Origin of the sequence: Vibrio sp. Hal054 (genome assembly GCF_037162405.1) — a bacterium.
GTDB classification, from domain to species: Bacteria; Pseudomonadota; Gammaproteobacteria; order Enterobacterales; family Vibrionaceae; genus Vibrio; species Vibrio diazotrophicus.
Genome location: NZ_JARLUT010000001.1, coordinates 980,664 through 1,004,020 on the forward strand (window position 1 = coordinate 980,664; position 23,357 = coordinate 1,004,020).

Annotated in this window: 20 protein-coding genes and 1 pseudogene; 15 read left to right on the plus strand and 6 right to left on the minus strand. The window is 45.1% G+C overall.

Features of this window, described 5'->3' with window-relative positions:
• Positions 1–97: 97 nt before the first annotated feature.
• The 7 genes and pseudogenes from hinT (at position 98) to P4S58_RS04535 (ending at position 6,060) form a co-directional block, all read left to right on the plus strand.
• Entirely contained in the window at positions 98–448 is a 351-nt protein-coding gene (gene hinT, locus P4S58_RS04505) for a purine nucleoside phosphoramidase (protein WP_042486751.1), read from the plus strand.
• Between the two features lie 43 nt (positions 449–491).
• The gene (locus P4S58_RS04510) at positions 492–1,907 is read left to right on the plus strand and encodes a COG3014 family protein (RefSeq protein WP_443089015.1); all 1,416 of its coding nucleotides are present in this window, start codon (positions 492–494) and stop codon (positions 1,905–1,907) included.
• The gene (locus tag P4S58_RS04515; RefSeq protein WP_237292362.1) at positions 1,907–2,296 is read left to right on the plus strand and encodes a YcfL family protein; all 390 of its coding nucleotides are present in this window, start codon (positions 1,907–1,909) and stop codon (positions 2,294–2,296) included. Before P4S58_RS04510 ends, P4S58_RS04515 begins: the two co-directional genes overlap by 1 nt.
• Before the next feature lie 20 nt (positions 2,297–2,316).
• Entirely contained in the window at positions 2,317–2,907 is a 591-nt protein-coding gene (lpoB, locus tag P4S58_RS04520) for a penicillin-binding protein activator LpoB (protein ID WP_102953885.1), read from the plus strand.
• A 35-nt stretch (positions 2,908–2,942) separates the two neighbouring features.
• Positions 2,943–3,796: pseudogene (locus P4S58_RS04525) on the plus strand (phosphotransferase).
• Between the two features lie 100 nt (positions 3,797–3,896).
• On the plus strand, positions 3,897–4,436 hold the full coding sequence (gene ycfP, locus P4S58_RS04530; protein ID WP_042486738.1) for an alpha/beta hydrolase YcfP: 540 nt from the start codon (positions 3,897–3,899) through the stop codon (positions 4,434–4,436).
• Between the two features lie 334 nt (positions 4,437–4,770).
• Positions 4,771–6,060 (plus strand): NAD(P)/FAD-dependent oxidoreductase, encoded by a 1,290-nt coding sequence (locus P4S58_RS04535; RefSeq protein WP_102965536.1) that lies wholly within the window; start codon positions 4,771–4,773, stop codon positions 6,058–6,060.
• Positions 6,061–6,165: 105 nt separating this feature from the next.
• Here the strand turns inward: P4S58_RS04535 and P4S58_RS04540 are convergent, their stop codons facing one another.
• The 4 genes from P4S58_RS04540 to P4S58_RS04555 all read right to left on the minus strand — a co-directional run bounded on the left by P4S58_RS04540 (position 6,166) and on the right by P4S58_RS04555 (position 11,646).
• Positions 6,166–6,705: a GNAT family N-acetyltransferase gene (locus tag P4S58_RS04540; RefSeq protein WP_337163021.1), complete on the minus strand. Its 540-nt coding sequence runs from the start codon at positions 6,703–6,705 to the stop codon at positions 6,166–6,168.
• Positions 6,706–6,763: 58 nt separating this feature from the next.
• Positions 6,764–7,537, minus strand: coding sequence for a peptidoglycan binding protein CsiV (locus tag P4S58_RS04545; RefSeq protein WP_337163022.1), 774 nt, complete (start codon positions 7,535–7,537; stop codon positions 6,764–6,766).
• Between the two features lie 69 nt (positions 7,538–7,606).
• Positions 7,607–11,068 carry a transcription-repair coupling factor gene (gene mfd / locus P4S58_RS04550; protein WP_337163023.1) on the minus strand — a complete coding sequence of 1,154 codons (3,462 nt, stop codon included), beginning with the start codon at positions 11,066–11,068 and terminating at the stop codon, positions 7,607–7,609.
• Between the two features lie 8 nt (positions 11,069–11,076).
• A complete protein-coding gene (locus tag P4S58_RS04555) occupies positions 11,077–11,646 on the minus strand; it encodes a PilZ domain-containing protein (protein ID WP_102940662.1) in 570 nt (189 codons plus the stop codon).
• 249 nt (positions 11,647–11,895) lie between these two features.
• Between P4S58_RS04555 and lolC the strand changes: the two genes are divergently transcribed.
• From lolC to lolE, 3 genes are read left to right on the plus strand one after another with little or no spacing between them, the layout of a single operon-like run.
• Positions 11,896–13,104, plus strand: a complete 1,209-nt coding sequence (lolC, locus tag P4S58_RS04560; protein WP_180980280.1) for a lipoprotein-releasing ABC transporter permease subunit LolC — start codon at positions 11,896–11,898, stop codon at positions 13,102–13,104.
• Positions 13,097–13,783 carry a lipoprotein-releasing ABC transporter ATP-binding protein LolD gene (gene lolD, locus P4S58_RS04565; RefSeq protein ID WP_102965541.1) on the plus strand — a complete coding sequence of 229 codons (687 nt, stop codon included), beginning with the start codon at positions 13,097–13,099 and terminating at the stop codon, positions 13,781–13,783. The genes lolC and lolD overlap by 8 nt, the downstream gene beginning before the upstream one ends.
• The gene (lolE, locus tag P4S58_RS04570) at positions 13,783–15,027 is read left to right on the plus strand and encodes a lipoprotein-releasing ABC transporter permease subunit LolE (RefSeq protein ID WP_102968142.1); all 1,245 of its coding nucleotides are present in this window, start codon (positions 13,783–13,785) and stop codon (positions 15,025–15,027) included. Before lolD ends, lolE begins: the two co-directional genes overlap by 1 nt.
• Before the next feature lie 148 nt (positions 15,028–15,175).
• Here the strand turns inward: lolE and P4S58_RS04575 are convergent, their stop codons facing one another.
• Entirely contained in the window at positions 15,176–15,691 is a 516-nt protein-coding gene (locus P4S58_RS04575; RefSeq protein WP_042486712.1) for a DUF2062 domain-containing protein, read from the minus strand.
• A gap of 8 nt (positions 15,692–15,699) precedes the next feature.
• Between P4S58_RS04575 and P4S58_RS04580 the strand changes: the two genes are divergently transcribed.
• The 5 genes from P4S58_RS04580 to kdsB are packed head-to-tail and all read left to right on the plus strand — an operon-like array spanning position 15,700 to position 21,656.
• A complete protein-coding gene (locus tag P4S58_RS04580; RefSeq protein WP_102968143.1) occupies positions 15,700–17,943 on the plus strand; it encodes a DNA internalization-related competence protein ComEC/Rec2 in 2,244 nt (747 codons plus the stop codon).
• A 32-nt stretch (positions 17,944–17,975) separates the two neighbouring features.
• Positions 17,976–19,724 (plus strand): lipid A ABC transporter ATP-binding protein/permease MsbA, encoded by a 1,749-nt coding sequence (msbA, locus tag P4S58_RS04585; protein WP_102968173.1) that lies wholly within the window; start codon positions 17,976–17,978, stop codon positions 19,722–19,724.
• A 9-nt stretch (positions 19,725–19,733) separates the two neighbouring features.
• Complete coding sequence (lpxK, locus tag P4S58_RS04590) at positions 19,734–20,741, plus strand: tetraacyldisaccharide 4'-kinase (RefSeq protein ID WP_102968144.1); 1,008 nt, start codon at positions 19,734–19,736, stop codon at positions 20,739–20,741.
• Positions 20,722–20,901, plus strand: a complete 180-nt coding sequence (locus P4S58_RS04595) for a Trm112 family protein (RefSeq protein ID WP_102940655.1) — start codon at positions 20,722–20,724, stop codon at positions 20,899–20,901. The genes lpxK and P4S58_RS04595 overlap by 20 nt, the downstream gene beginning before the upstream one ends.
• Positions 20,901–21,656, plus strand: a complete 756-nt coding sequence (gene kdsB, locus P4S58_RS04600) for a 3-deoxy-manno-octulosonate cytidylyltransferase (protein WP_102968145.1) — start codon at positions 20,901–20,903, stop codon at positions 21,654–21,656. The genes P4S58_RS04595 and kdsB overlap by 1 nt, the downstream gene beginning before the upstream one ends.
• Positions 21,657–21,797: 141 nt before the next feature.
• Here kdsB and P4S58_RS04605 read toward each other — a convergent pair whose 3' ends face one another.
• Positions 21,798–23,354, minus strand: a complete 1,557-nt coding sequence (locus P4S58_RS04605) for a SpoVR family protein (RefSeq protein WP_102954697.1) — start codon at positions 23,352–23,354, stop codon at positions 21,798–21,800.
• Between the last annotated feature and the right edge of the window lie 3 nt (positions 23,355–23,357).

A 23,357-nucleotide genomic window follows, 5' to 3' on the forward strand; every position in this document is an offset into this window, starting at 1 on the left:
TGTTAACTGGATAATGTTTTGTATTGAGGTTTGAAGCACCTTGACGCATACTCAAATGCACAATGATTTATACAAAATGCCTACTACGGAGCACTTTATGGCTGAGGAAACCATTTTCAGTAAAATTATTCGCAAAGAGATCTCAGCAGATATCCTCTATCAGGATGATTTAGTTACTGCATTTCGAGATATCAATCCTCGCGCTCCAAGCCACATTTTAATCATTCCTAATAAGTTGATTCCTACTGTGAATGATGTGGAAGAGAGTGACGAGCTTGCTTTGGGTCGTATGTTTACTGTGGCTAAGAAATTGGCGAAAGAAGAGGGCATTGCAGAAGACGGCTATCGTCTACTAGTAAACTGCAACTCACACGGCGGCCAAGAAGTCTACCACATCCACATGCATCTTGTCGGTGGTCGCCCTCTAGGTCCACTATTGATGAGTTAAGTATGAATAATGCCCTGTTAACCAACGGGGCATTATTGTTTCCATCCTAATTTTTGCGGAGTGTGTGGTGAAGGCCAAAAAGCGACACATTACGGTTCCCATAGCCTGTTTGCTGTTAAGTGCATGTGCCAATATGACGGCAGGTAACCTGTTCAGTCATTACAGCGCCCAGAACCAAGAGTTATATCAAACGGTCAAGCAGGGGCAATACTCTGAAGCTACCGATTTATTTGAAGATTATGTTGCGGGCGATATTCTGGACAATCTGGAAAAAGGTCGCGTCTATTTTTTAAATCAGCAGTATACCGAAAGTAAAGCAACACTAGAGCTTTCAGATCAAGCGATAAAACAGCAGCAGAGCAAGGCGATCATTTCAGTTTCAGACACAGCGACCAGCGTAGGTTCGCTCGCGGTCAACGACAACTTAAATGATTATCAGCCTGCGGATTATGAATTAGGTTTCCTGCATCTCTACCTTGGCCTGAACTACGTGAAAGCCAATGATCTCGATGGTGCTTTAGTTGAAATGCGCCGAGCGAATCAGGTTCAGGAACAGGCTCGCGCAAATCGTGAAGCTGAACTTGAACGTGCTCAAAGTGAGCTGCGTGAAAACGGCGTCAGTGCCAATCTGGGCAGTGTTCTTTCTCGATATCCAGATGCAGGCAAAACATTGCAGGCTGTGCAAAATGGCTATCTACTCTATCTTTCTGCACTCCTTTACGAAGCTTCAAACGATCTTAACAGTGCTTATGTCGATTACAGACGAGCATTAGCGGTTGCTCCTAAAAATAAAGCCGTCATCGACGGAACTTTACGGGTCGCTAAACGTCTTGGTATGAAAGAAGACTTAACTTTATTGGAAAAACAGTACGGTTCGGCACAAACTCTGCAAGAAGGCCAAGGGCGAGTTATTATTTTAGATGAACAAGGTGTTGTAAAGGCGATGGAAAGCTGGCGATTATCTTTACCTCTTTATGACAGCAGAGGTAATAGCGCGCTGTATTCTTTAGCTTTACCGTACTATAACAACAGCGTAGTGCAGCAGAAGTTTCATATTCAATTGAATGATAAAGAGGTAGCCTCTTCTGCACTAACTAACGTAGATTTAATGGCACAGCGGAATTTGTCTGAAAAGATGCCGGCAATCGTTATTCGACAAGCCTTACGTGTGGTGGCAAAAGAACAATTGCGTAAAGAAACCACCAACGGCAATGATGTTGGCAACTTAGTGTTGAATGTATGGAATACTTTGACAGAACAACCAGATACACGCAGTTGGATTACGTTACCAGCGTCGGTTCACGGTACTACTGAAATCGTGCCATCAGGTGAGCAGACCTTGCATGCTGCTGGTAGGTCATACAGCTTCAATGTTCCTGACCAAGGAACCACTCTTGTTTGGGTCTCCCAACAAGGGTCGAACGCAACTATGTGGCACAAGCAACTAGGGAAATTGTGATGAAAAAATGGCTTGTAGCTTTACTGTCGACGCTGGCGATAGTGGGCTGTAGTAAAAACACAGCAGGATTAAGTGTTGAAGGTGAATCGCAAAGAGTATTATTTGCTGACAACGTACTAGGTAATCGACTTGTTATTGATGATATATCAACGATAGACGTTGATGGACACGCGCGAGGCGTGGTTCGTTTAGTCAGTAATTACATAGGCGACCAACATATTCAGTACCGATTCTACTGGTATGACGATAACGGTTTGGAAGTGAATACTCGTCTTGCGCCTTGGAAGCAAGCGATCGTTCGCGGCATGGAAAGTATCTCTATCTCAGAAGTGTCGGTAAATCCAAATGGAAAACAATTTCGTGTTCAGATCCGCGAATCTGACGACTAGGCAATTTTAGAGGAAGCCAAATGAAAAAGAGTGTTATTGCGTTGCTTGGATTAGCTGTGATTCTTGGTGGATGTTCAAACAAAGTCAGTTACGGTGATGCGCAAGCCGTAGAAACGGTTAACGTTGATTTTGGTTCAACGGATTTGCAAAAGATCGCTGGTGAGATGGTAGATAGCATGATGATGTCCGGCTCTGTGGCGGCGATTACTCGTGACTCTCGTCCAATCGTTTTTGTTGAGCGCATCAAGAATAAAACCAGTGAGCATATTGATACTGAATCGATCACTGACACCATCAGCACCAAAATGCTGAATTCAGGCAAGTTCCGATTTGTTGACATGGACCGTGTAGAGTCAGTTCGTGAACAGCTTAACTTCCAGAACAACGATGAGCTAGTAAACCAAAGCACCGCAATTCAGTTCGGTAAAATGGTGGGTGCCCAGTACATGCTCTATGGAAACCTAGCCAGCATCGTGAAGAATGCGGGTAGCGATAAAGATGTTTACTACAAGATGACAATGCGCTTAATGGATCTGCAAACTGGCTTGATTGAATGGGCAGATGAAACGGAAATCCGTAAGCAAGAGTCTAAAAGTTTACTTGGTCTTTAATCCCATCTAATGTGGAAAATTGAATGAGGTGAGCAATGGCTAGAATGTCTTGGCATGAAGCGTGTCAGTTAGACCCCACGTTGCAGTCTGTTGCTCATTTTTTTCTTTTCCGCCCGAATACGCACAAACCCTAACGGGTGGATTAACCAATCGCTGTTGGAAAGTGGTTTGTCAGAAAGGCAAAGCCTATGTTTGGCGACCTAATACCTCCATCACCAAAGCCTTTTCTATTTCTCGTTTTCAGGAATATCAGATTCTTAAGGCGATTGAGTCGACACATATTGGCCCTGCACCGATATTCATTAGTGATCAAGGGCTGTTAGTTGAATGGGTGGAAGGGGAATCACTGCACAACGGGGTGAATTTCGACTCGTTACTCAAAATACAATCTAGAATCCACGCTATTGATACAACCAAAATTCCAGTTGTTCCTTTCTCATTCTTAGCTCGAGTTGACCATTACTGGTTTCAAATTAAAGAGAGCTTAAAAACTCCCGAATTTGAGAAACTTTACCGAGACTGGCGAAATCCACCAAGTTTGCCCAATGTTGGCTATTCGTTGTGCCATTTTGATTTGGCCGGATATAACATGGTGAAAACTGAACATGGCCTCAAGGTTATCGATTGGGAATACGCTTCTATTGCTGATCCAAGATTGGATCTCGCTTTGAGTATTGATGTAGCAGGCGAGAACCCAGTGGAAGCTATTGCTCGCTACTGCCAGTTGAGAGAAATAGAAGATATCGATACTTGGATTGAAGGATCGAAAGCGTGGTTACCGAGAACAGCAGTGATGGCAATGCTCTGGTACTTGCTTGCTTTTCAGCTTTGGGGAGATGAGCACTATTACCATCAGGCTCTTAAAATAAAAGAAACATTTTGCTGTTAGGATCACTGTTTGTTGTTTATGTCTCATTAGTTTTTGTACGATTTACTTTAAAACCTTAGCGTTCGTGGTAGATTAAAACCTCAAGGAGCGGGGGAGTATTATGATTATTTATTTGCACGGTTTCGACTCAACCAGTCCAGGGAACCACGAAAAAGTTCTGCAACTGCAATTCATTGACGACGATGTTCGTTTTATCAGCTACAGCACGCGACACCCTAAACACGACATGCAGCACTTACTGAAAGAAGTCCATAAAGTGATTGAGCATTCTAATGATCCAAACCCAATCATTTGTGGCGTAGGGTTAGGGGGATACTGGTCTGAACGTATCGGCTTTTTGTGCGGTATCAAACAAGTGATCTTTAACCCGAATCTCAACCCAGAAAGTAACATGACTGGCAAAATTGACCGTCCTGAAGAGTATGAGGACATCGCGACCAAGTGTGTTGAACAGTATAGAGTGAAGAACAAAGGTCGCTGCTTGGTGATACTGTCACGTAACGATGAGATGCTTGATAATCAACTCACGGCGAAAGCATTAGAAGATTATTACGACATCATATGGGATGATACCCAGTCGCATAAGTTCAAGAAAATCTCTCAACATCTTCAAGCGATAAAAGCCTTTAAGATGGCTTGATTTGATTGGTTCTGAATATGAATAACGGCCGTACAGTGGGCCGTTTTTTATTATGTAACATACGGTTTATTTCCCTACATTTTGAGTGAATATAAGGTTGCGTGAAGGATTTAGCTCTATATAATGTGAGCCTCGAAATAAATTTGATGTATATCAAAAAAACGATAAAGAGCAAGAGATAAAACTTGCCTAGAATTTAGATTGAAATCCATTTCTGTCCCAAAACATTAATAATTAGCCTCAAATCGTTGAGCTTAGTACGAATTTAAGAATTTCTTCAGTGTGAATTTTCATGCTGAACTTTGATTTTTCATTATTTTTGAGGAATGTTGTTGTGACACGCATTATTGTAGTTGGTGGTGGCGCTGGTGGTCTTGAGCTTGCAACTAAGCTTGGACGTACCTTGGGCCGTAAAAACCGAGCTGATATCACTCTGGTAGACAGAAAATCCAGTCACCTGTGGAAGCCGCTATTACATGAAGTTGCTACAGGCTCACTGGATGAAGGTGTTGATGCACTGAGTTACCGTGCGCACGCAAAGAACCACAGCTTTGATTTCCAGCTAGGAAGTCTTGAGTCCATTGATCGTGACAGTAAAAAAATCGTACTAAGCGAATTATGTGACGATCATGGTGAGTTGTTGATGCCAAAACGTGAACTGGCGTATGACATTCTGGTCATGGCGATCGGTTCAACCTCAAACGATTTCAACACTCCTGGGGTTCGTGAGAACTGTATTTTCCTTGATAGCCCAGAACAAGCACATCGTTTCCGTACTGAAATGAACAACGAGTTTTTGAAGCTGCATGCGAAAAATGGTCACGGTACGGTAGATATCGCGATTGTTGGCGCAGGTGCGACCGGTGTTGAGCTGTCAGCAGAACTGCACAATGCGGTGAAAGAACTTCGTACCTATGGATTCGGCGATCTCGACTCAAGCAAACTGAATGTAAACCTGATTGAAGCGGGTGAGCGCATTCTTCCTGCATTGCCTCCTCGTATCTCGTCTGCGGCGCACAGTGAGCTGACTAAGCTTGGCGTTAACGTACGCACAGCAACGATGGTAACACAGGCAGAAAAAGACGGTTTAACAACCAAAGATGGCGAAAAAATTACTGCGCAAATCATGGTTTGGGCTGCGGGTATTAAAGCGCCAGATTTCATGAAAGATATCGCAGGCCTTGAGACTAACCGTATTAACCAGCTCGTGGTGAAAGGCACGCTGCAAACCACTCGTGACGACAATATCTTCGTTATTGGTGACCTTGCGCAATGCACGCAGGCTGATGGTTCGTTTGTACCGCCTCGTGCTCAAGCTGCTCACCAGATGGCCTCACAAGCGTTTAAGAACATTGTGGCAATGATTAATGGTCGTGAGCTAAAACCCTATGTGTACAAAGATCATGGCTCTTTAGTTTCGCTAAGCCGTTTTTCTACCGTGGGTAGCTTAATGGGCAACTTAACCAAAGGCTCTATGATGGTTGAAGGTCGTATCGCACGCGTTGTGTACATTTCGCTGTACCGTATGCATCAGATGGCGCTACACGGCATTTTCAAAACCGGTCTGATGATGTTGGTTGGGCGTATTAACCGAGTGCTACGTCCTAACTTAAAACTGCACTAATCGGCTTTGATTCCAATTTAAAAATCCCACTATCTAGTGGGATTTTTTATGTCTGGCAATTTGATTATTGGTTCTATCGGTTTTGCTCGTTTGTTTAACCAGTATTCAGTCAGGAATTAAAGAGAACACAATCCCGTCTTTGGGCTGGTCATTAAACATGAATCGGTTGCGGGCAATGTGCTCTTTCAATGCGCCACACGCTAATGCCAGCTTTTGGCTCGGTAAGTTTTCAGGATCACACACAATCTCTATTCTGGTGAGCTTTAGCTGACTAAAACAGAATTCAATTAATGCATCGACGGCTTCTTTTCCATAACCTTTGTGCTGATGATTATCGGCAATCCAATAACCTAAACTCGCCATATTAAATACGCGATAGAATTCGTTGATTGCGACCATTCCGACTAATGTCTGCGTCTGTTTGTCAAACACTCCAAAGCCATAAGCATCCGCTTTTACCCAGTTTAGACGGTTCGCTAAGATGAACTGCTCGGCATCTTTCGCGGAAAACTGGTCGTGACACCAGTCAACCCACTGATGAAGAGATAGGGAGTGACGAATGCAGCCGGATAAGGCTTCGGCTTCCTCTAACTTAAGCAACCTTAGCTGTAGTCGCTGAGTCACAATCTGAAAGTCTGGCAGCATGGTGTAATCTCTTGGTTTTATGAATACAAAAAAGCGCCCATAGGGCGCTTCAATATATTTACTGCTCTGCTACTTTTCGCACCTGGATAATCATGCCCATCAAAGGGTGGTCCAAATAGTGTGTTTCGCTACTGCGCATACGTCTTTTCTGGTCGATGCGATAGCTTTTCAAGAAGCTTTCTACTTTTCTTGTTGGAGAAACAGGCGCTAAGTTACCCGCCTGAACCGTGCCGTCGGCTTGTTCCTCAGTAGCTGTCAGCTCTAGCGGCGTATCCTGTATCAACACTTCACGAACACTCGGCTCTTTTAAGTCCATCATCACTTCAGCGTAGAGATAATGCTGAACGTAAATCTGTAAGGTACCGTCTAGCTCATAAAATGGTTTAGCAATACTTTGTTCTGTCACACCATCAATCGATGTTTGTGTGGTAGCGCTATTAATGGCGCTGCCATCAGGACGATATTGACGCGAGTAATCTTTACCTGCCTGAATATGGAATACAGGTGCAGAACTTCTTCCTTCATCACCCTGACGCCATGCTGTGTGTAGCAAGACGTTAAAGCCAGCGTGCTTTTTCAACTCTTGGACTTGGTCATTAAGTTGATAATCTGAATAGGCAAGCATCTTAACGCCTTTTGATTGACGATAAGCAGAATCAGAAAAGCTGCCAGCTCGAGCCATGTTAATTTCAGGCAGGTTATCTGGCCAAGATTCGCTGATTTTTTCTGCATCTACTGCTCTTTTGAAGATGATGACTTCAATATCAAACTGTCTCTGAGCCAAGCTAGGCATAGAAACTAGTAAAAGCAGTAATGGGATCAGTTTTTTCATTATGACTCCGTCATTCGGTGCTTCGCACCTTACATCATTTTTAAGGCTTCACTCTTTTCAGAGAGGCCTTTACGCTGTTGGAAGTAGATTTTGCTGGAATTCACCCAGCATGTCTGCAACAAACTGAATTCGTTCTCTTCTGTCGACTAATGGTAACGCATACTTAAATTTGGTTGGACCATCCATCGCAAATTTTTTCGGTTGAGACTGCAACAGTTTAACCAAAAACATAGGGTTAATGTCAGCATTTGGATAGAACTCGATATAGCCGCCTTTCTCGTGGGCTTCAATTTTACGAATTTTAAGTTGTGCAGCATCAAGCTTAAGCTGTGCAAGAGCAAGCAGATTTAAAGCCGCATCTGGCAATTTGCCGAATCGGTCAATCAGTTCTACTTTCAGTTCGGCAAGTTCGCTTTCATCATGGACGCTGGCAATTTGTTTATACATAGACAAACGCGTATTGATATCAGGGATATAGTCTTCCGGTAACAGCGCTGGTAAACGCATTTCTACTTCTGTTTGTTCGCGGAGTAAGTCATCCAAGGATGGTTCTTTACCCGATTTCAATGCTTCAACAGCTTGCTCCAGCATCTCCATGTAAAGCGTGAAGCCGATAGATTGGATCTGACCACTTTGCTCATCGCCCAACAGTTCACCAGCTCCTCGAATTTCCAAGTCGTGTGTGGCTAACGTAAAGCCTGCACCTAGGTCTTCCAACGAAGCGATAGCTTCAAGACGTTTGACTGCATCTTTAGTGATTGCTTTTGGTGGCGGTGTTAACAAGTACGCATAAGCTTGGTGGTGCGAACGGCCTACACGACCACGCAATTGGTGTAACTGTGCCAAACCTAATGAATCCGCGCGATTCATAATAATGGTGTTGGCGGTCGGAACGTCGATACCTGTTTCAATAATGGTAGTACACACTAACAGGTTGAAGCGCTGATGGTAGAAATCATTCATCACGCGTTCCAATTCACGTTCGCGCATTTGCCCGTGAGCAGTGGTAATTCGAGCTTCAGGAACCAGCTTGGCTAAGTCTTCCGCCACTTTTTCGATGGTTTCGACTTGGTTATGCAGGAAGTAAACCTGACCACCACGCATGATTTCACGTAGAACAGCTTCACGAACTACACTGTCTTCACTTTGGCGGACAAAGGTTTTGATTGCCAAGCGACGAGCAGGTGGGGTCGCGATTATCGACAGATCTCGCATTCCACTCATTGCCATATTCAATGTGCGCGGTATTGGCGTTGCTGTGAGAGTCAGGATATCCACATCCGCACGCATTGCTTTCACTTTTTCTTTCTGACGAACACCAAAACGGTGTTCTTCATCAACAATCAGCAAGCCTAAATCAGCAAACTTAATATCGTTAGAAAGCAGCTTGTGCGTCCCGACTAAGATGTCGACTTTGCCTTCAGCCACATCTTGTAGAATTTGCTTTTGCTCTTTGGCGGATTTGAAGCGAGAGAGCACTTCGACACGAATTGGCAGGTTGGCAAATCGGTCACGGAAGTTCTCAAAGTGTTGCTGCGCCAACAGGGTAGTCGGAACTAATACCGCAACTTGTTTGTTGTTATCCGTACACAAGAACGCCGCGCGCATCGCCACTTCAGTTTTACCAAAGCCCACATCACCACACACCAGTCGATCCATTGCTTTGGCTTGGCACATATCAGACAGTACCGCATTAATTGCCATTGCCTGATCATCGGTTTCCTCAAATGGGAATCCCGCTTTGAATGTTGCGTACTGGTCTCTGTCCAGAGTGAACTTAAAGCCTGGTTTGAGTTCGCGTTTGGCGTAGACATCCAACAATTCAGCCGCGACATCACGAACCTTTTCAGCGGCTTTGCGACGAGCTTTAGTCCATGATTCACTGCCCAGTTTGTGTAACGGCGCACTCTCTTCCGCGCCGCCTGAGTATCGGCTAATCAGATTCAGTGATGAAACCGGAACATAGAGTTTGGCTTCATTCAAGTACTCCAGTGTTACGTATTCTGTGGTTAAACCACCGGCTTCCAATGTTTGTAGACCGACGTAACGGCCGATACCGTGGTCAATATGAACCACAGGTTGACCCGGCTTGAGTTCAGCAAGGTTGCGAATTACGGCATCGCTATTGGTGGTTTTACGATCTTTTTTGCGGCGTTGAATGACGCGGTCACCCAATAAATCGCTTTCACAGATCAGTGCGACCTTGTCGGTTCCAAAAATAAAACCATGCTCTGAGGAGCCTAGAATCAGCGCAAATCTATCGCTGCTTTGTAGCGCTTCACTAAATGAGCCTTTGCTGAGTGGGCGAAGCTTGATCTGCTGTAACAGTTCAAGCAAGGCTTCACGTCGACCTTCCGATTCTACGGAGAAGATGATCTTGCCAGTAAATTGCTCGCTGAACTGACGCAGTGCCGCCATCGGTTCTTTGTTTTGGTGCTGAACGGCAAGCGTAGGAAGAGCGCTGATATCAGGATTCGTGCGACCGGCTTTTTCAGCCACAGGGTCGATACTCATCACGGTATGAGGCAAATCCTTGAACTGTGTAAACAATTCGTCTTTCTTAAGCCACAGTTCTTCTGGTGGAAGCAGAGGACGCAGTGGGTCTACTTTGCGCTGATCGTATCGGTAGTCGACGTCTGTTAAGAATTGGTCGATGGATTTTTCTAAATCCCCAACAGAAATAAGCTGACTGTCCGCTGGCAAATAATCAAACAGAGTCTCGGTTTGTTCGAAAAACAGTGGTTGCCAGTATTCAATACCAGCAGGCCAAGTGCCTTTTGAAACCTGCATGTAAACCGACTCAGGCTCGCGACGCGCTTCAAAGCGTTGACGCCAGCGAGTTCGAAAATCTTCAATCGCACTTTCTGTTGTTGGAAATTCGTGCGCCGGAAGCAGACAAATCTCCTGAATTTCTTCAATTGAGCGTTGGTTCTCTGGATCGAACGTGCGGATGGTATCAATTTCATCGTCGAAGAAATCAATACGATACGGATCTGAGCTGCCCATAGGGAACAGGTCAAGAATCGAGCCTCTGCTCGCGTACTCACCCGGGCCAAACACTTGGTCTACATGGCGATAACCAGATTTTTCCAGCTGTATTCTCAGTTTTTCTAACGAGAAAAGATCACCGCGTTTTACCATCAAGGTGTGCTGAAGCAAAAAGTCACGCGGCGTTTGGCGTTGAAGCAGTGTGCTTACCGGTACAATAGTAACGCCTGACTTCAGCGTAGGCAGCTTATACAGTCGGGAGATACGGTCAGAGATAATTTCCTGATGAGGCGAGAAGTTATCGTACGGTAAGGTTTCCCAGTCAGGGAAAAGAGCGACTTCGTGCTCGCTGAACTGTTCAATTTCATGAAGCAGTTTCAGTGCGGTTTGTGGGTCAGGCACCGCTAACAATGTGTGTCCTGAATGACCATTCGCTATTTCAGAGATGGCTAATGCCAAACTGGCACCTTTCAGGTTACCTATGTGCTTTTTGTCTCCGGCAGTGGATGCCGGATTCAAAGAAAGTAGTGTATTTTTAGTCATGGAAACGCTTATGTTTTATCTCTATCCAAAGAGCGCTGACGCAGAAGTTTTTGCTGCTGATAGAGGGCAGCTTTGATCAGCAAGTCTTGGTCAGTGTCACGCAGCAAATCGTATTTTACAGTGACGACTTTTTCAGCATCGTGTTCTTCAATGCTATGGACAGTGGCATAGCAATAAATTGCCGCCGCAGGATGTTCTATAAATAGCTTGATGCGCAGCTTAGTGCCCACCGCTGGCGTTTTATCGGTCAAGTAGGATAACTGGCTTGCCCCAAAAGAAGTGGTTTGGTGGCGCAGCTCTGGTTCATCTTGTTGGGACAACATGAAGGTTAATAACAGATTCAGCTTTGAGTTCTGAGTATCCAGCAACTGGACAACATGTTTGAAGTCACTGTTTTTGAGCTCCAACTTCGCAGCATCATTGAGTTGGTCCAACTGACTGAACTCGCTGGCAACGACAAATGGCGCGGGGATCTCAGCAACGAAATGCTCATAAGAAGGAAAAACGAAATCGTCCGACATTGGCTCGACATTGATAGTGAGTGCATGATGTACAGTGAAAAATTCTTGATCTGTCATATAAGTTCCTTCTTTTCTCTGTTGATTATCGCCATACCGACCAAGTAATCAAGTTATGCCTGTCCATCGGGCGCAATTAATTGTTTTTCTCGTAAATGTTGGCTTTTGTTAGCAGAGATAGGTTCGAAGCAAGAAAGCTTTTCTTCCTCATCAATAATTTGCGCTCTTACATAGATTTGGCAAAGAAAAGCTACAACCTTGGCGGGTTTATAGTTACAGTATCGGCATCTTATTTTATTGGTTTTTATTATGTTTCATCCGATATCGACCTTTATCGGCCTGCGTTATCTCAGAGGACGCTCCGGTGATAGGTTCAGTCGATTCGTGTCTTATATGTCTACTGCTGGTATTACGATAGGCGTGATGTCTCTGGTTACCGTTCTTTCCGTCATGAATGGCTTTGAGGCACAGCTTAAAAGTCGCATTCTTGGCGTGTTGCCACAAGCCGTTGTTTCTCAAGCTCAAGATAAAACGACGCTAACAGAACAAGCTCCTGAATTTATTACTCAGCTATCTACTCAGCGTAGCCCTGAACCCATTGTCCGCAGTGAAGCGGTCATACAGAGCCCGTCTCAATTAGCTGCTGGGCTCATGGTTGGGATTGAGCCTAGTGACAAAGATCCAATCATGGATTATCTGATTGCTGGAAGTCTTTCGGCGCTTAAAGCGGGAGAGTACCAAGTGTTTTTGGGCCATACACTGGCTCGCAATCTCAACGTATCACTGCACGATAAAGTCAGATTAATGGTCACCAGTGCCAGTCAGTTCACTCCTCTGGGACGTCTTCCAAGCCAGCGCAATTTTACTGTTGCGGGAATTTTTAACACGGGTTCCGATGTTGACGGGCAATTAATGATTACCCATATCAGTGACGCCGGAAAACTGCTGAGATTTAACCAAAACACGGTATCGGGATGGCGTCTGTTTTTTGAAGACCCATTTGTCGTCGGTGAGCTTGCGAACACCAAGCTACCAGAAGGCTGGCATTGGACAGATTGGCGTGAGCAGCGTGGTGAACTTTTCCAAGCCGTAGGGATGGAAAAGAACATGATGGGCTTAATGCTTGGACTGATTGTCGGTGTAGCGGCTTTTAATATTATTTCAGCCCTGATTATGGTGGTGATGGAGAAACAGGCCGAAGTTGCGATTTTGAAAACACAGGGCATGACAGACCGCCAAGTGTTGGCGATTTTCATGGTTCAAGGAGCCAGCAGTGGTGTGATTGGTGCCATCGTAGGTGGAACCTTAGGCGTGTTGCTGGCGAGTAACCTGAATACCATCTTGGATAGCTTGGGTGTAGCTCTGTTCTCGCTGGGTGGCGAGCTGCCAGTGGTGATCAATCCAACCCAAATTTTTATTGTGGTGGTATTGGCGATATGCCTAAGTCTTCTAGCGACTTTATTCCCGTCTTACCGTGCATCATCTGTTAAACCCGCTGAGGCTTTACGTTATGAATAACCTTTTACGTTGTCACCAAGTTTGCAAAACTTACCAAGAAGGCGAACTACAAACTCAGGTATTAAAAGGCGTCAGCTTCGATATTCAGCGTGGGGAACTCGTCTCAATTATCGGTTCTTCCGGCTCGGGTAAAAGTACCCTATTACACATTCTCGGTGCGCTTGATGATGCATCCGAAGGAAGTGTTGAGTTTCTTGGGCAAGATCTGACGAGTTTACATTCCAACAAGCAGGCGAAAATTCGCAACAAACACCTGGGGTTTGTGTATCAGTTCCATCATTTGTTGGCAGACTTTTCTGCTTTGGAAAACGTGGCTATGCCGCTTCTCATTGGTGGGATGAAAGTTTCTGAAGCGAAAGCATCGGCGCAAGCCTTGCTGGAACGAGTAGGGCTGAGTCATCGTTTAGAGCATCGTCCTTCGGAATTGTCTGGTGGCGAACGTCAACGTGTTGCGATTGCTCGAGCATTGGTCAACAAACCTGATCTCGTGTTGGCTGATGAACCAACGGGTAACTTGGACCACACAACGGCATTGTCTATTTATGATCTGATGCGTGAACTGAACAGAGAATCGGGAACCGCTTTCCTAGTCGTAACCCATGACGGAGAACTTGCGGCGAAAATGGATCGCCAGATGCACATGAAAGATGGATTGTTGCTTGATGTGGAGGAGGCGTAGTGTTCTCTTCACTATCAATGTTCATTGGCGGCCGTTTTAGTCGCGCAAAACAGCGTAATAAAATGGTTTCCTTTATTTCTCTTTCTTCAACCATCGGTATTGCGGTGGGTGTCGCGGTTATTATTATCGGTCTCTCTGCAATGAACGGCTTTGAGCGCGAATTGCAAAACAGAGTGCTGTCTGTGATCCCACACGGCGAGTTTGAAGGTGTACGCCAGCCGATTAATAACTGGCAGGACATCGTTAAAAAAGCTAATGAAAATTCTGAAGTAGAGGCTGCTGCGCCTTATGTGAAGATGACAGCGCTGGCAGAAAAAGGTGCTCAGCTCAAAGCCATCGAAGTTCGAGGTATTGATCCTCAGATGGAGCGAGCGGTATCCAGCCTTTCTCAATATGTGACTGATAATGCTTGGCAAGCTTTTACGCCTGGTCAGCAGCAAGTGATTTTGGGCAAAGGTGTAGCCGATAAATTGGATGCTAAGGTTGGCGATTTCATCACCTTGATGATCCCTAGCTCTAACAGCGAAAACAGAGTTCAAGCACCAAAGCGGGTTCGAGTAAAAATTGCAGGGCTTTTGGCCTTGAATGGGCAAATTGATCACAGTCTGGCACTCCTGCCGATTGAAGATGCGCAGCAATATTCAAACTTGGGCGCTGCGGTTACCGGTGTTTCAATCAAAGTGCGTAATGTGCTGGCAGCAACGAATGTGGTGCGAGAAGTGGGGACGACGCTAAATGAATACGTCTACCTTCGAAGCTGGCAACAAAAGTTCGGTTTCCTTTATCGAGATATACAAATGGTACGCAGCATCATGTATCTGGTGATGGTGCTAGTTATTGGTGTGGCCAGTTTCAACATCGTTTCGACACTGATGATGGCAGTAAAAGACAGAGCTGCAGAAATCGCGATTCTTCGCACCATGGGCGCGAGCGATGGTTTGGTTAAACGTATTTTTGTATGGCAAGGCGTGTTTTCTGGTGTGCTTGGCGGTGTTGTCGGCAGTGTGTTAGGCGTGCTGGTGGCTTTAAATCTCACACCTATGGTGAAAGCTCTAGAGTCATTGATTGGTCATCAATTTTTATCTGGAGATATCTACTTTGTGGACTTCTTACCGTCGCAAGTGATTGTCGGAGATGTTTTCTTAGTGTCAGGGACTGCAATTGCCTTAAGTTTGTTGGCAACTTGGTATCCAGCCTCCAGAGCGAGTAAGCTCAATCCGGCCTCTGTTCTGAGCAGCAAATAAAACGCCAGCGTTAGCGATTTTAGCTAGATGATGGAAAAGCAAAAAAAGGACCGTAAGGTCCTTTTTTCATGTTCGCGCTACATTCATTTCATTGCTGAGCAATAAGTTCATCTCAAGTTAGAACGTCCGTTATTTTCTCTTTAGGTTTTCAGGTTATTTTCGTACGTCGTCTCTGCCAGCTTCTTACTACAGAGTAACGCCATAAGCCACGAATACCGAAATAGCCAACCACTGATGCCACAACTGCGCAAACCGCGCATCCTAACAGGAATGGTGGAGCAATAGTGCCCATTTGGTGTGCCAGAAAATCCCAAGACAGTTCAAAATGAAAATTCTGTGGCGGGATATTGAGTAACCAAGCGCCAAGCTTATAGGCGATATAGAAAATAAACGGCATGGTAATTGGGTTTGTAATCCAAACCAAAGCAACAGATAACGGTAGATTAACACCCAAAGCGATGGCTATACCGGCGGACATGATCATCTGACTCGGTAATGGAACAAACGCCATGAAGAGACCAACAGCAAACGCACCCGCTGCTGAGCGTCGATTAAGACACCACAAGTTAGGGTTATATAGAACATTGCCAAAAATTTTTAATGCCTTTTGACGCTTAATAACGTCATGGTTAGGCATAAATTTTTTGATGAATTTTCTTGGCATAGGGAACCATGACTCTCTTATCGAAAAATTGGACGCTTGCTTCGCTTTCGCTCACTGTTTTGTCATCGCCCTATTGGCCTTATATGCCAGATTTGGGTTTTGCGCTATTTTGCCCACTTTTTATCATTCTTAGTGTCCGATTCACTAAGCTTAGAAGATGGGGCGGGATCGTACTCGCTTTGCTAGTGATAATAACACATGGCAACGTAGTAAAAACTCAATCCAGTAGCATTTTTCAAGCAGGGCTGGATATTACCATAAAAGGAAAAGTTGACAGCTTTTTTAAACAAATAAGTTATGGATACGAAGGTTCTGTTGCCGTACATCAAATAAATGACCATGTTGTCACTACATGGTTCCCTCCGCGTATTCGCTTAATATCACCTTTGCCGTTGCAAATTGGCGAACACTTTGAATTTTCAGTCAAAGTGAAACCTGTTGTTGGCAGATTGAATGAAGTTGGATTTGATGTCGAACCCTACTCTTTAAGCCAAGGTTGGGTAGCTAGGGCATCGGTCGTTAACAAATCCCGCTTTCAGATTAGCTCCGGATTAAGCCTGCGAAACTGGATTTACGACTCGGTTCAAAAACAAATATCAGATAGCCCATTTAAGGGAATGATCACCGCTTTAATGTTCGGCGAACGCTCTGGGTTGAGCCAAACAGATTGGATGCAACTGAGAAACAGCGGGTTGATTCATCTGGTGGCGATTTCAGGTCTGCATATAGGTATTGCATTTGGGATAGGGTATGTACTTGGCCTAGGAGTATCAAGACTCCATCCTATGTTCGTATGGTTTCCTTTTATTTTGGGCGCATCCTTCGCGGTGTGCTATGCGTGGCTTGCTGGCTTTACGCTCCCGACGCAGCGAGCATTGATTATGTGTCTGCTCAATGTGCTGCTTATTGCCTTACGGATTCATGTATCTGTATCTCGACGAATTTTACTTACGTTAGCGGCAGTCTTGATGATTGACCCGTTTGCTTCATTAGCGAGCAGTTTCTGGCTTTCGTTTATTGCCGTTTGTATTGTGATTTATCTCTGTTCGATCACTGCACAATGGAAACAGTGGTGGACGCGATTTATCGCAGGGCAGGTGATGTTGGTGCTGATGATGGCACCTGTAAGTGCTTACTTCTTTGGTGGAGTAAGCTGGGTATCAACCCTATTCAATATGGCTTTTATTCCTTGGTTCTCTTTTCTCATCATTCCTGTACTTTTTGTGGCGGTAATTGCTACTTGCCTCGATTTCCCTTACAGCGACGGTTTGTGGCAACTCGTCGACTTTTCCTTTCAACCACTGGCGTATGCGCTTCCTTACGCGACTTCAGGTTGGATTAACATCAGTGAATGGCTTCTTCATTTGATGCTGATTTTGACCCTAGTTTGGCTACTACGGATGGTTGTAAGCCGTCTTAGCCAGATGTTGCTAGCGATAGTTCTGATCTCAACCTTGTTGTTTAGATCTCCGTCTTATGACTGGCGGATGGATGTGCTCGATGTTGGTCACGGTCTGGCTGTTTTGATCGAAAAAGACGGTAAAACCTTGCTTTACGATACAGGAAGCAGCTGGGAGAACGGCAGCTATGTTCGTTCTGTGATTGCACCGCTGCTTGCAAAAAGGGGAACAGACACGATTGATGCAGTGATATACAGCCATTTTGATGATGATCATGCCGGTGGCAGAAAGGATCTCGACCGGCTACTTCTACCTCGTAATGTCTATTCCAGTCAGTATATCGAAGACGCTTTGGCATGCGTGCGGGGAGAAGAGTGGCAGTGGCAAGGTCTGCATTTCTCTGTGCTATGGCCGCCAAAGCGAGTCGAGCGAGCCTTCAATCAGCATTCATGTGTAGTCCGCATTTCAGATATGAAACATGCTCACAGCGTGTTGCTTTCTGGGGATGTTACTGCTGTTGGTGAATGGTTATTGGCTCGAGATAATGCAATGTTGCAAAGTGATGTCATGATCGTTCCTCATCATGGCAGCAAAACGTCTTCTACAAAGGCATTTATTGAGCGTGTGTCACCCCAAATAGCGATTGCATCGTTAGATAAAACGAATCGATGGAATCTTCCTCACCCTGATATCGTCGACAGGTACACCAGTTTGGGCTCTGAATGGTACGACACAGGAGAGAGCGGCCAGATAACCTTGAAATATAGAGCAGAAAGTCGTCACTTATCCACTCTTCGGCAGGATGGGATTATCCCTTGGTATAGGCAGATGCTGCGTAAAGAGGTAGAATGACGACCAATATTGAAATAAGAATAAGCACTTATATGTCACTGAATACCGACGAAACAACATGGCAAACATTTAAACGCTTGTGGACTTACATCCGCCTTTACAAAACAGGGCTATATGTCGCTGTCATTGCTTTAATTGTGAATGCTGTTTCTGATACCTACATGATTTCTCTACTGAAACCTCTTCTTGACGAAGGTTTTGGTGACGTTGAATCTAATTTCTTACAAGTAATCCCGTTTATTATTCTTGGTGTTATGGCTGTTCGAGGCCTGAGTGGATTTGTTTCTTCCTACTGCCTAAGTTGGGTTTCCGGTAATGTGGTCATGCAAATGCGCCGCGCTATTTTCCACCATTTCATGCACATGCCAGTCACTTTCTTTGATAAAGAACCAACCGGTAGCTTATTGTCACGTATTACGTACGACTCTGAACAAGTTTCTGGTGCAACTAGCCGAGCTTTAGTGAGTATCGTGCGTGAGGGTGCAAGCATTATTGGTTTGCTCACACTGATGTTCTGGAACAGCTGGCAGCTTTCGTTAGTACTGATCGTTGTTGCACCGATAGTTGCTATGGGTATCCGTTTCGTTTCTAAGCGTTTCCGCAAGATTTCTAAAAATATGCAAACCACGATGGGTGATGTTACCTCGTCGGCCGAGCAGATGCTGAAAGGCCATAAAGTCGTATTGAGCTACGGTGGTCAGGCTGTAGAACGTGAACGTTTTGATGAGGTGAGTAATCGCATGCGTCAGCAAACCATGAAGATGGTTGCGGCACAATCGATCGCTGATCCTGTGATTCAAATGATTGCGTCGTTAGCGTTAGTGACAGTGTTACTGCTTGCCAGTAATGACAGCATTCGTGCTGAACTGACTCCGGGTACTTTTAGTGTGGTTTTCTCAGCAATGTTTGGTTTGATGCGTCCTTTAAAAGCATTAACCAACGTGACTTCAGAATTCCAACGCGGTATGGCGGCAAGTGCAACACTTTTCAACCTTATGGATCTCGAAACCGAACGCGACAGCGGTACTTTCGAAACGGACAAGGTTCGTGGTGAGATTGCAGTGAAAGACGTGACTTTCACTTATTCTGGTAAAGAGAAGCCAGCGCTATCACACGTCAGTTTTGAGATCCCTCAGGGTAAAACGGTCGCTCTGGTGGGGCGTTCTGGTTCGGGTAAATCGACCATTGCCAACCTGTTTACACGTTTTTACGATGTGGACTCTGGTTCTATTGAGCTTGATGGCCACGATGTTCGTGACTTCAAATTAACGAACCTGCGTAAACACTTCGCTTTAGTGTCGCAGAACGTGCATTTATTCAATGACACCATTGCGAACAACATCGCTTATGCAGCAGAGGGTGAATACACTCGAGAGCAAATTGAAGAAGCTGCTCGTTTAGCTCATGCAATGGAGTTTATTAAGGGTATGCAGCATGGCCTAGATACCATTATTGGTGAGAACGGAACAAGCTTATCCGGTGGTCAGCGTCAGCGTATTGCTATTGCGCGTGCACTGCTGCGTGATGCCCCAGTGTTGATTCTGGATGAGGCAACATCAGCGTTGGATACCGAATCTGAGCGTGCTATTCAAGCTGCGTTGGATGAGCTGCAAAAGAACAAAACCGTACTGGTTATTGCTCACAGACTTTCTACCATCGAACAAGCAGACGAAATCTTGGTTGTTGATGAAGGTGAAATCATTGAACGCGGTAAACACGCTGAATTGATTGAAAAAGATGGTGCTTATGCACAACTGCACCGAATTCAATTTGGTGAGTAGGTTCAAACTGTGATTGAAAAAATCTGGTTTCAACATCATCCGATTCATTTTCTCTTATGGCCACTTTTGTGGCCATTAAGCCTTGTGTTTAAAGCGATAAGCCGCTCTCGCAGAAAGGCATTTCAATCCGGAAAGAAACAGAGCTACAAGGCACCAGTGCCTGTTGTTATCGTCGGCAATATTACTGCTGGTGGTAATGGTAAAACGCCCGTGGTTATCTGGTTGGTCGAAACGCTTCAACGGCTAGGTTATAAACCCGGCGTGGTTTCCCGAGGCTATGGAGCGAAAGCGCCTTCTTATCCGCTGATGGTCTCAGATAACACGTCGACAGCCCACTGTGGTGATGAACCCAAGCTTATTTATCAACGCACCAAAGCGCCTGTTGCCGTTGACCCCATTCGCTCCAGTGCTGTGAAAGCTCTGCTGAAGGAAAACATCGATATTATTGTTACCGATGATGGCTTGCAGCATTACGCACTGGATCGTGATATTGAATTTGCCGTTGTTGATGGCGTGAGACGATTTGGCAATGAGCAGCTACTGCCTTTGGGCCCACTTCGTGAGCCTGTGTCACGTTTGAAAGAAGTGGATTTTACGATTACTAACGGCGGAACGCCTCTCGCGGGTGAAGTGGCTATGACACTGCAACCTGACTTGGCGGTAAATATGGTCACGGGAGAAAGAGTGCCTGTGAACACATTGTCAAACATCGTTGCTTGGGCGGGTATTGGTCATCCTCCACGCTTTTTTAATACCTTAAAAGAGCTCGGAGCTAAACCTGTAGTAGAACATGGATTCGCTGACCACCAAGATTTTGATTCCTCGCAGCTGTTTGCATTAGCAACACGTGGGGATCATGTGGTTATGACAGAAAAAGACGCTGTAAAATGTGCTGCGTTTGCCAAAGAGAACTGGTGGTATCTGCCAGTCTCAGCGCAGATCTCTCATCATGATGAGCAGCATATTGTGGAAACTATTAAAGAGGTTATGGAACAGTATGGATCACCGTCTGCTTGAAATCGTTGCTTGTCCTTTATGTAAAGGCAAGTTGACTTACGATAAAGATAAACAAGAACTCATTTGTAAATTTGACCGTCTTGCTTATCCAATCAAAGAGGGCATTCCTGTTCTCCTTGAACCAGAAGCTCGCACTATGTCAATGGACGAGGGACGATAATGTCATTTACCGTTGTTATTCCTGCTCGTTATCAGTCGACGCGTTTACTGGGTAAACCGCTCGCGGATATTGGTGGTAAACCAATGATTCAATGGGTTTATGAGCAGTCTCTCTTGGCGGGCGCTGAAAGAGTGATTATCGCAACTGACGATGCTCGCGTTGAACAGGCGGTTAAAGCGTTTGGCGGTACGGTGTGTATGACTTCTCCAGACCATCAGTCAGGCACTGAGCGTTTGGCTGAAGTGGTTGCATTAATGGGCATTGAAGATGACCACATCATAGTCAATGTGCAAGGTGATGAACCCTTGATTCCACCCGCTATTGTTCGTCAGGTTGCGGATAATTTGGCGGCGAGCAACGCTCCTATGGCAACACTGGCGGTTGAAATTGATCACGAAAGTGAAGTGTTCAACCCCAATGCAGTGAAAGTGGTGACAGATAAAGACGGTTACGCACTCTATTTCAGTCGTGCATCGATTCCATGGGATCGTGATAACTTTGCTTCTGAAGACAAAACCATAGTGCAACCTTTAATGCGCCACATTGGTATCTACGCTTATCGTGCTGGTTTCATTAATACCTATATCAACTGGCAGCCTAGCCAGCTTGAGAAAATTGAATGTTTAGAGCAGTTACGCGTACTTTGGTATGGCGAGAAAATTCATGTTGCAGTCGCGCTGGAAGCGCCTCCTGCGGGTGTCGATACTCCGGAAGACTTGGAGTTAGTACGCAGTATTGTGGCAAAGCAGTCGTAGGCTAAAAGCAATCAGAATAAGAAAAGCCCCAGATGAGAGTCTGGGGCTTTGTTCGTTATATAGAACTATTTACTTTTACAACTACTTACTTTTTACAACTAATTGTTAGGTTAGATGTTTTAGTTGTCGCAACGATAATCACTATTCGTGATCACCTTTTTTAGGACAGGTTGCGAGGATTTCTCTTCTTCCAGTGTCTTTTACCTCCTCCAATTTGACTTCAAAACCCCATAGGCGATGCATGTGTTTTAGTACCTCCTCGTAGCTTGGGTCTAAAGGAATTCGGTCGTGGGGGACATACTGCAGTGTGATGGAACGGTCTCCACGAACGTCGACGCTGAATACTTGGATGTTCGGTTCCAAGTTACTCAGATTGTATTGAGCAGCGAGCTTCTCTCGTATCTGTTGATAGCCGCTGTCATTGTGGATGGCGGTGACTTCAATGAAGTTCTTCCTGTCGTCGTCTGCAATGGCGAACAGTTTGAAATCACGGATAAGTTTCGGTGATAAATATTGGCTGATAAAGCTTTCATCTTTGAAGTTGTGCATAGCGAAATGCACCGCTTCTAACCAGTCTGTCCCTGCCAGTTCAGGGAACCATTCGTAGTCTTCGTCGGTTGGGTTTTCACAAATTCGTTTAATATCGGTAAACATTGCAAACCCTAGCGCATAAGGGTTGATACCACTGAAATAGCGGCTGTTGTATGGCGGTTGTGCCACAACACTAGTATGGCTGTGCAGAAACTCTAGGATGAATTTGTCAGACACTAATCCTTCATCATACAAGTGATTCAAAATGGTGTAGTGCCAGAAGGTAGCCCAACCTTCATTCATTACCTGTGTTTGTTTTTGAGGATAGAAATACTGGCTAATTTTACGCACGATACGGACGATTTCACGCTGCCATGATTCAAGCAGTGGCGCGTGTTTTTCGATGAAATAGAGAATGTTCTCTTGTGGCTCACTCGGGAAACGCGGTTGGTCGTCTTCCGCTCTCGCTTTCTGTGGGACGGTGCGCCAAAGGGCATTCACCTGAGACTGCAAATACTCTTCACGTTCTTCTTGGCGCGCTTTTTCTTCGGCGATGGAAATTTTTTCTGGACGTTTGTATCTGTCGACACCGTAATTCATCAATGCATGGCACGAGTCTAATAAGCGTTCTACCTGATCAACGCCATATTTTTCCTCACATCCGGCAATGTAATTTTTAGCAAACAGCAGGTAGTCAATAATTGAACTTGCGTCGGTCCATGTTTGGAATAGGTAGTTTCCTTTAAAGAAAGAGTTATGTCCGTAGCAGGCGTGAGCCATGACCAACGCTTGCATGGTTACGGTGTTTTCTTCCATCAGATAAGCTATACAAGGGTCGGAGTTGATGACGATCTCGTACGCCAGTCCCATTTGTCCATGCTTATAGTTTTGTTCGGTATGGATAAACTTCTTACCAAATGACCAGTGGTTGTAATTGATAGGCATACCAATGCTGGAATAGGCATCCATCATTTGTTCAGAAGTGATGACTTCAATTTGGTTCTCATAGGTATCCAGTTTATAAAACTCAGCGACACGTTTTATCTCTGTGTGGTACTGCTCTAGGATGTCAAAGGTCCAATCCGGCCCATCAGGCAGAATTTTCGATTTGGTTGCGCGTTTCTTCGGCGCAGCATTTGACTTATTTTTTGTAGCATTGGTTGTCATACG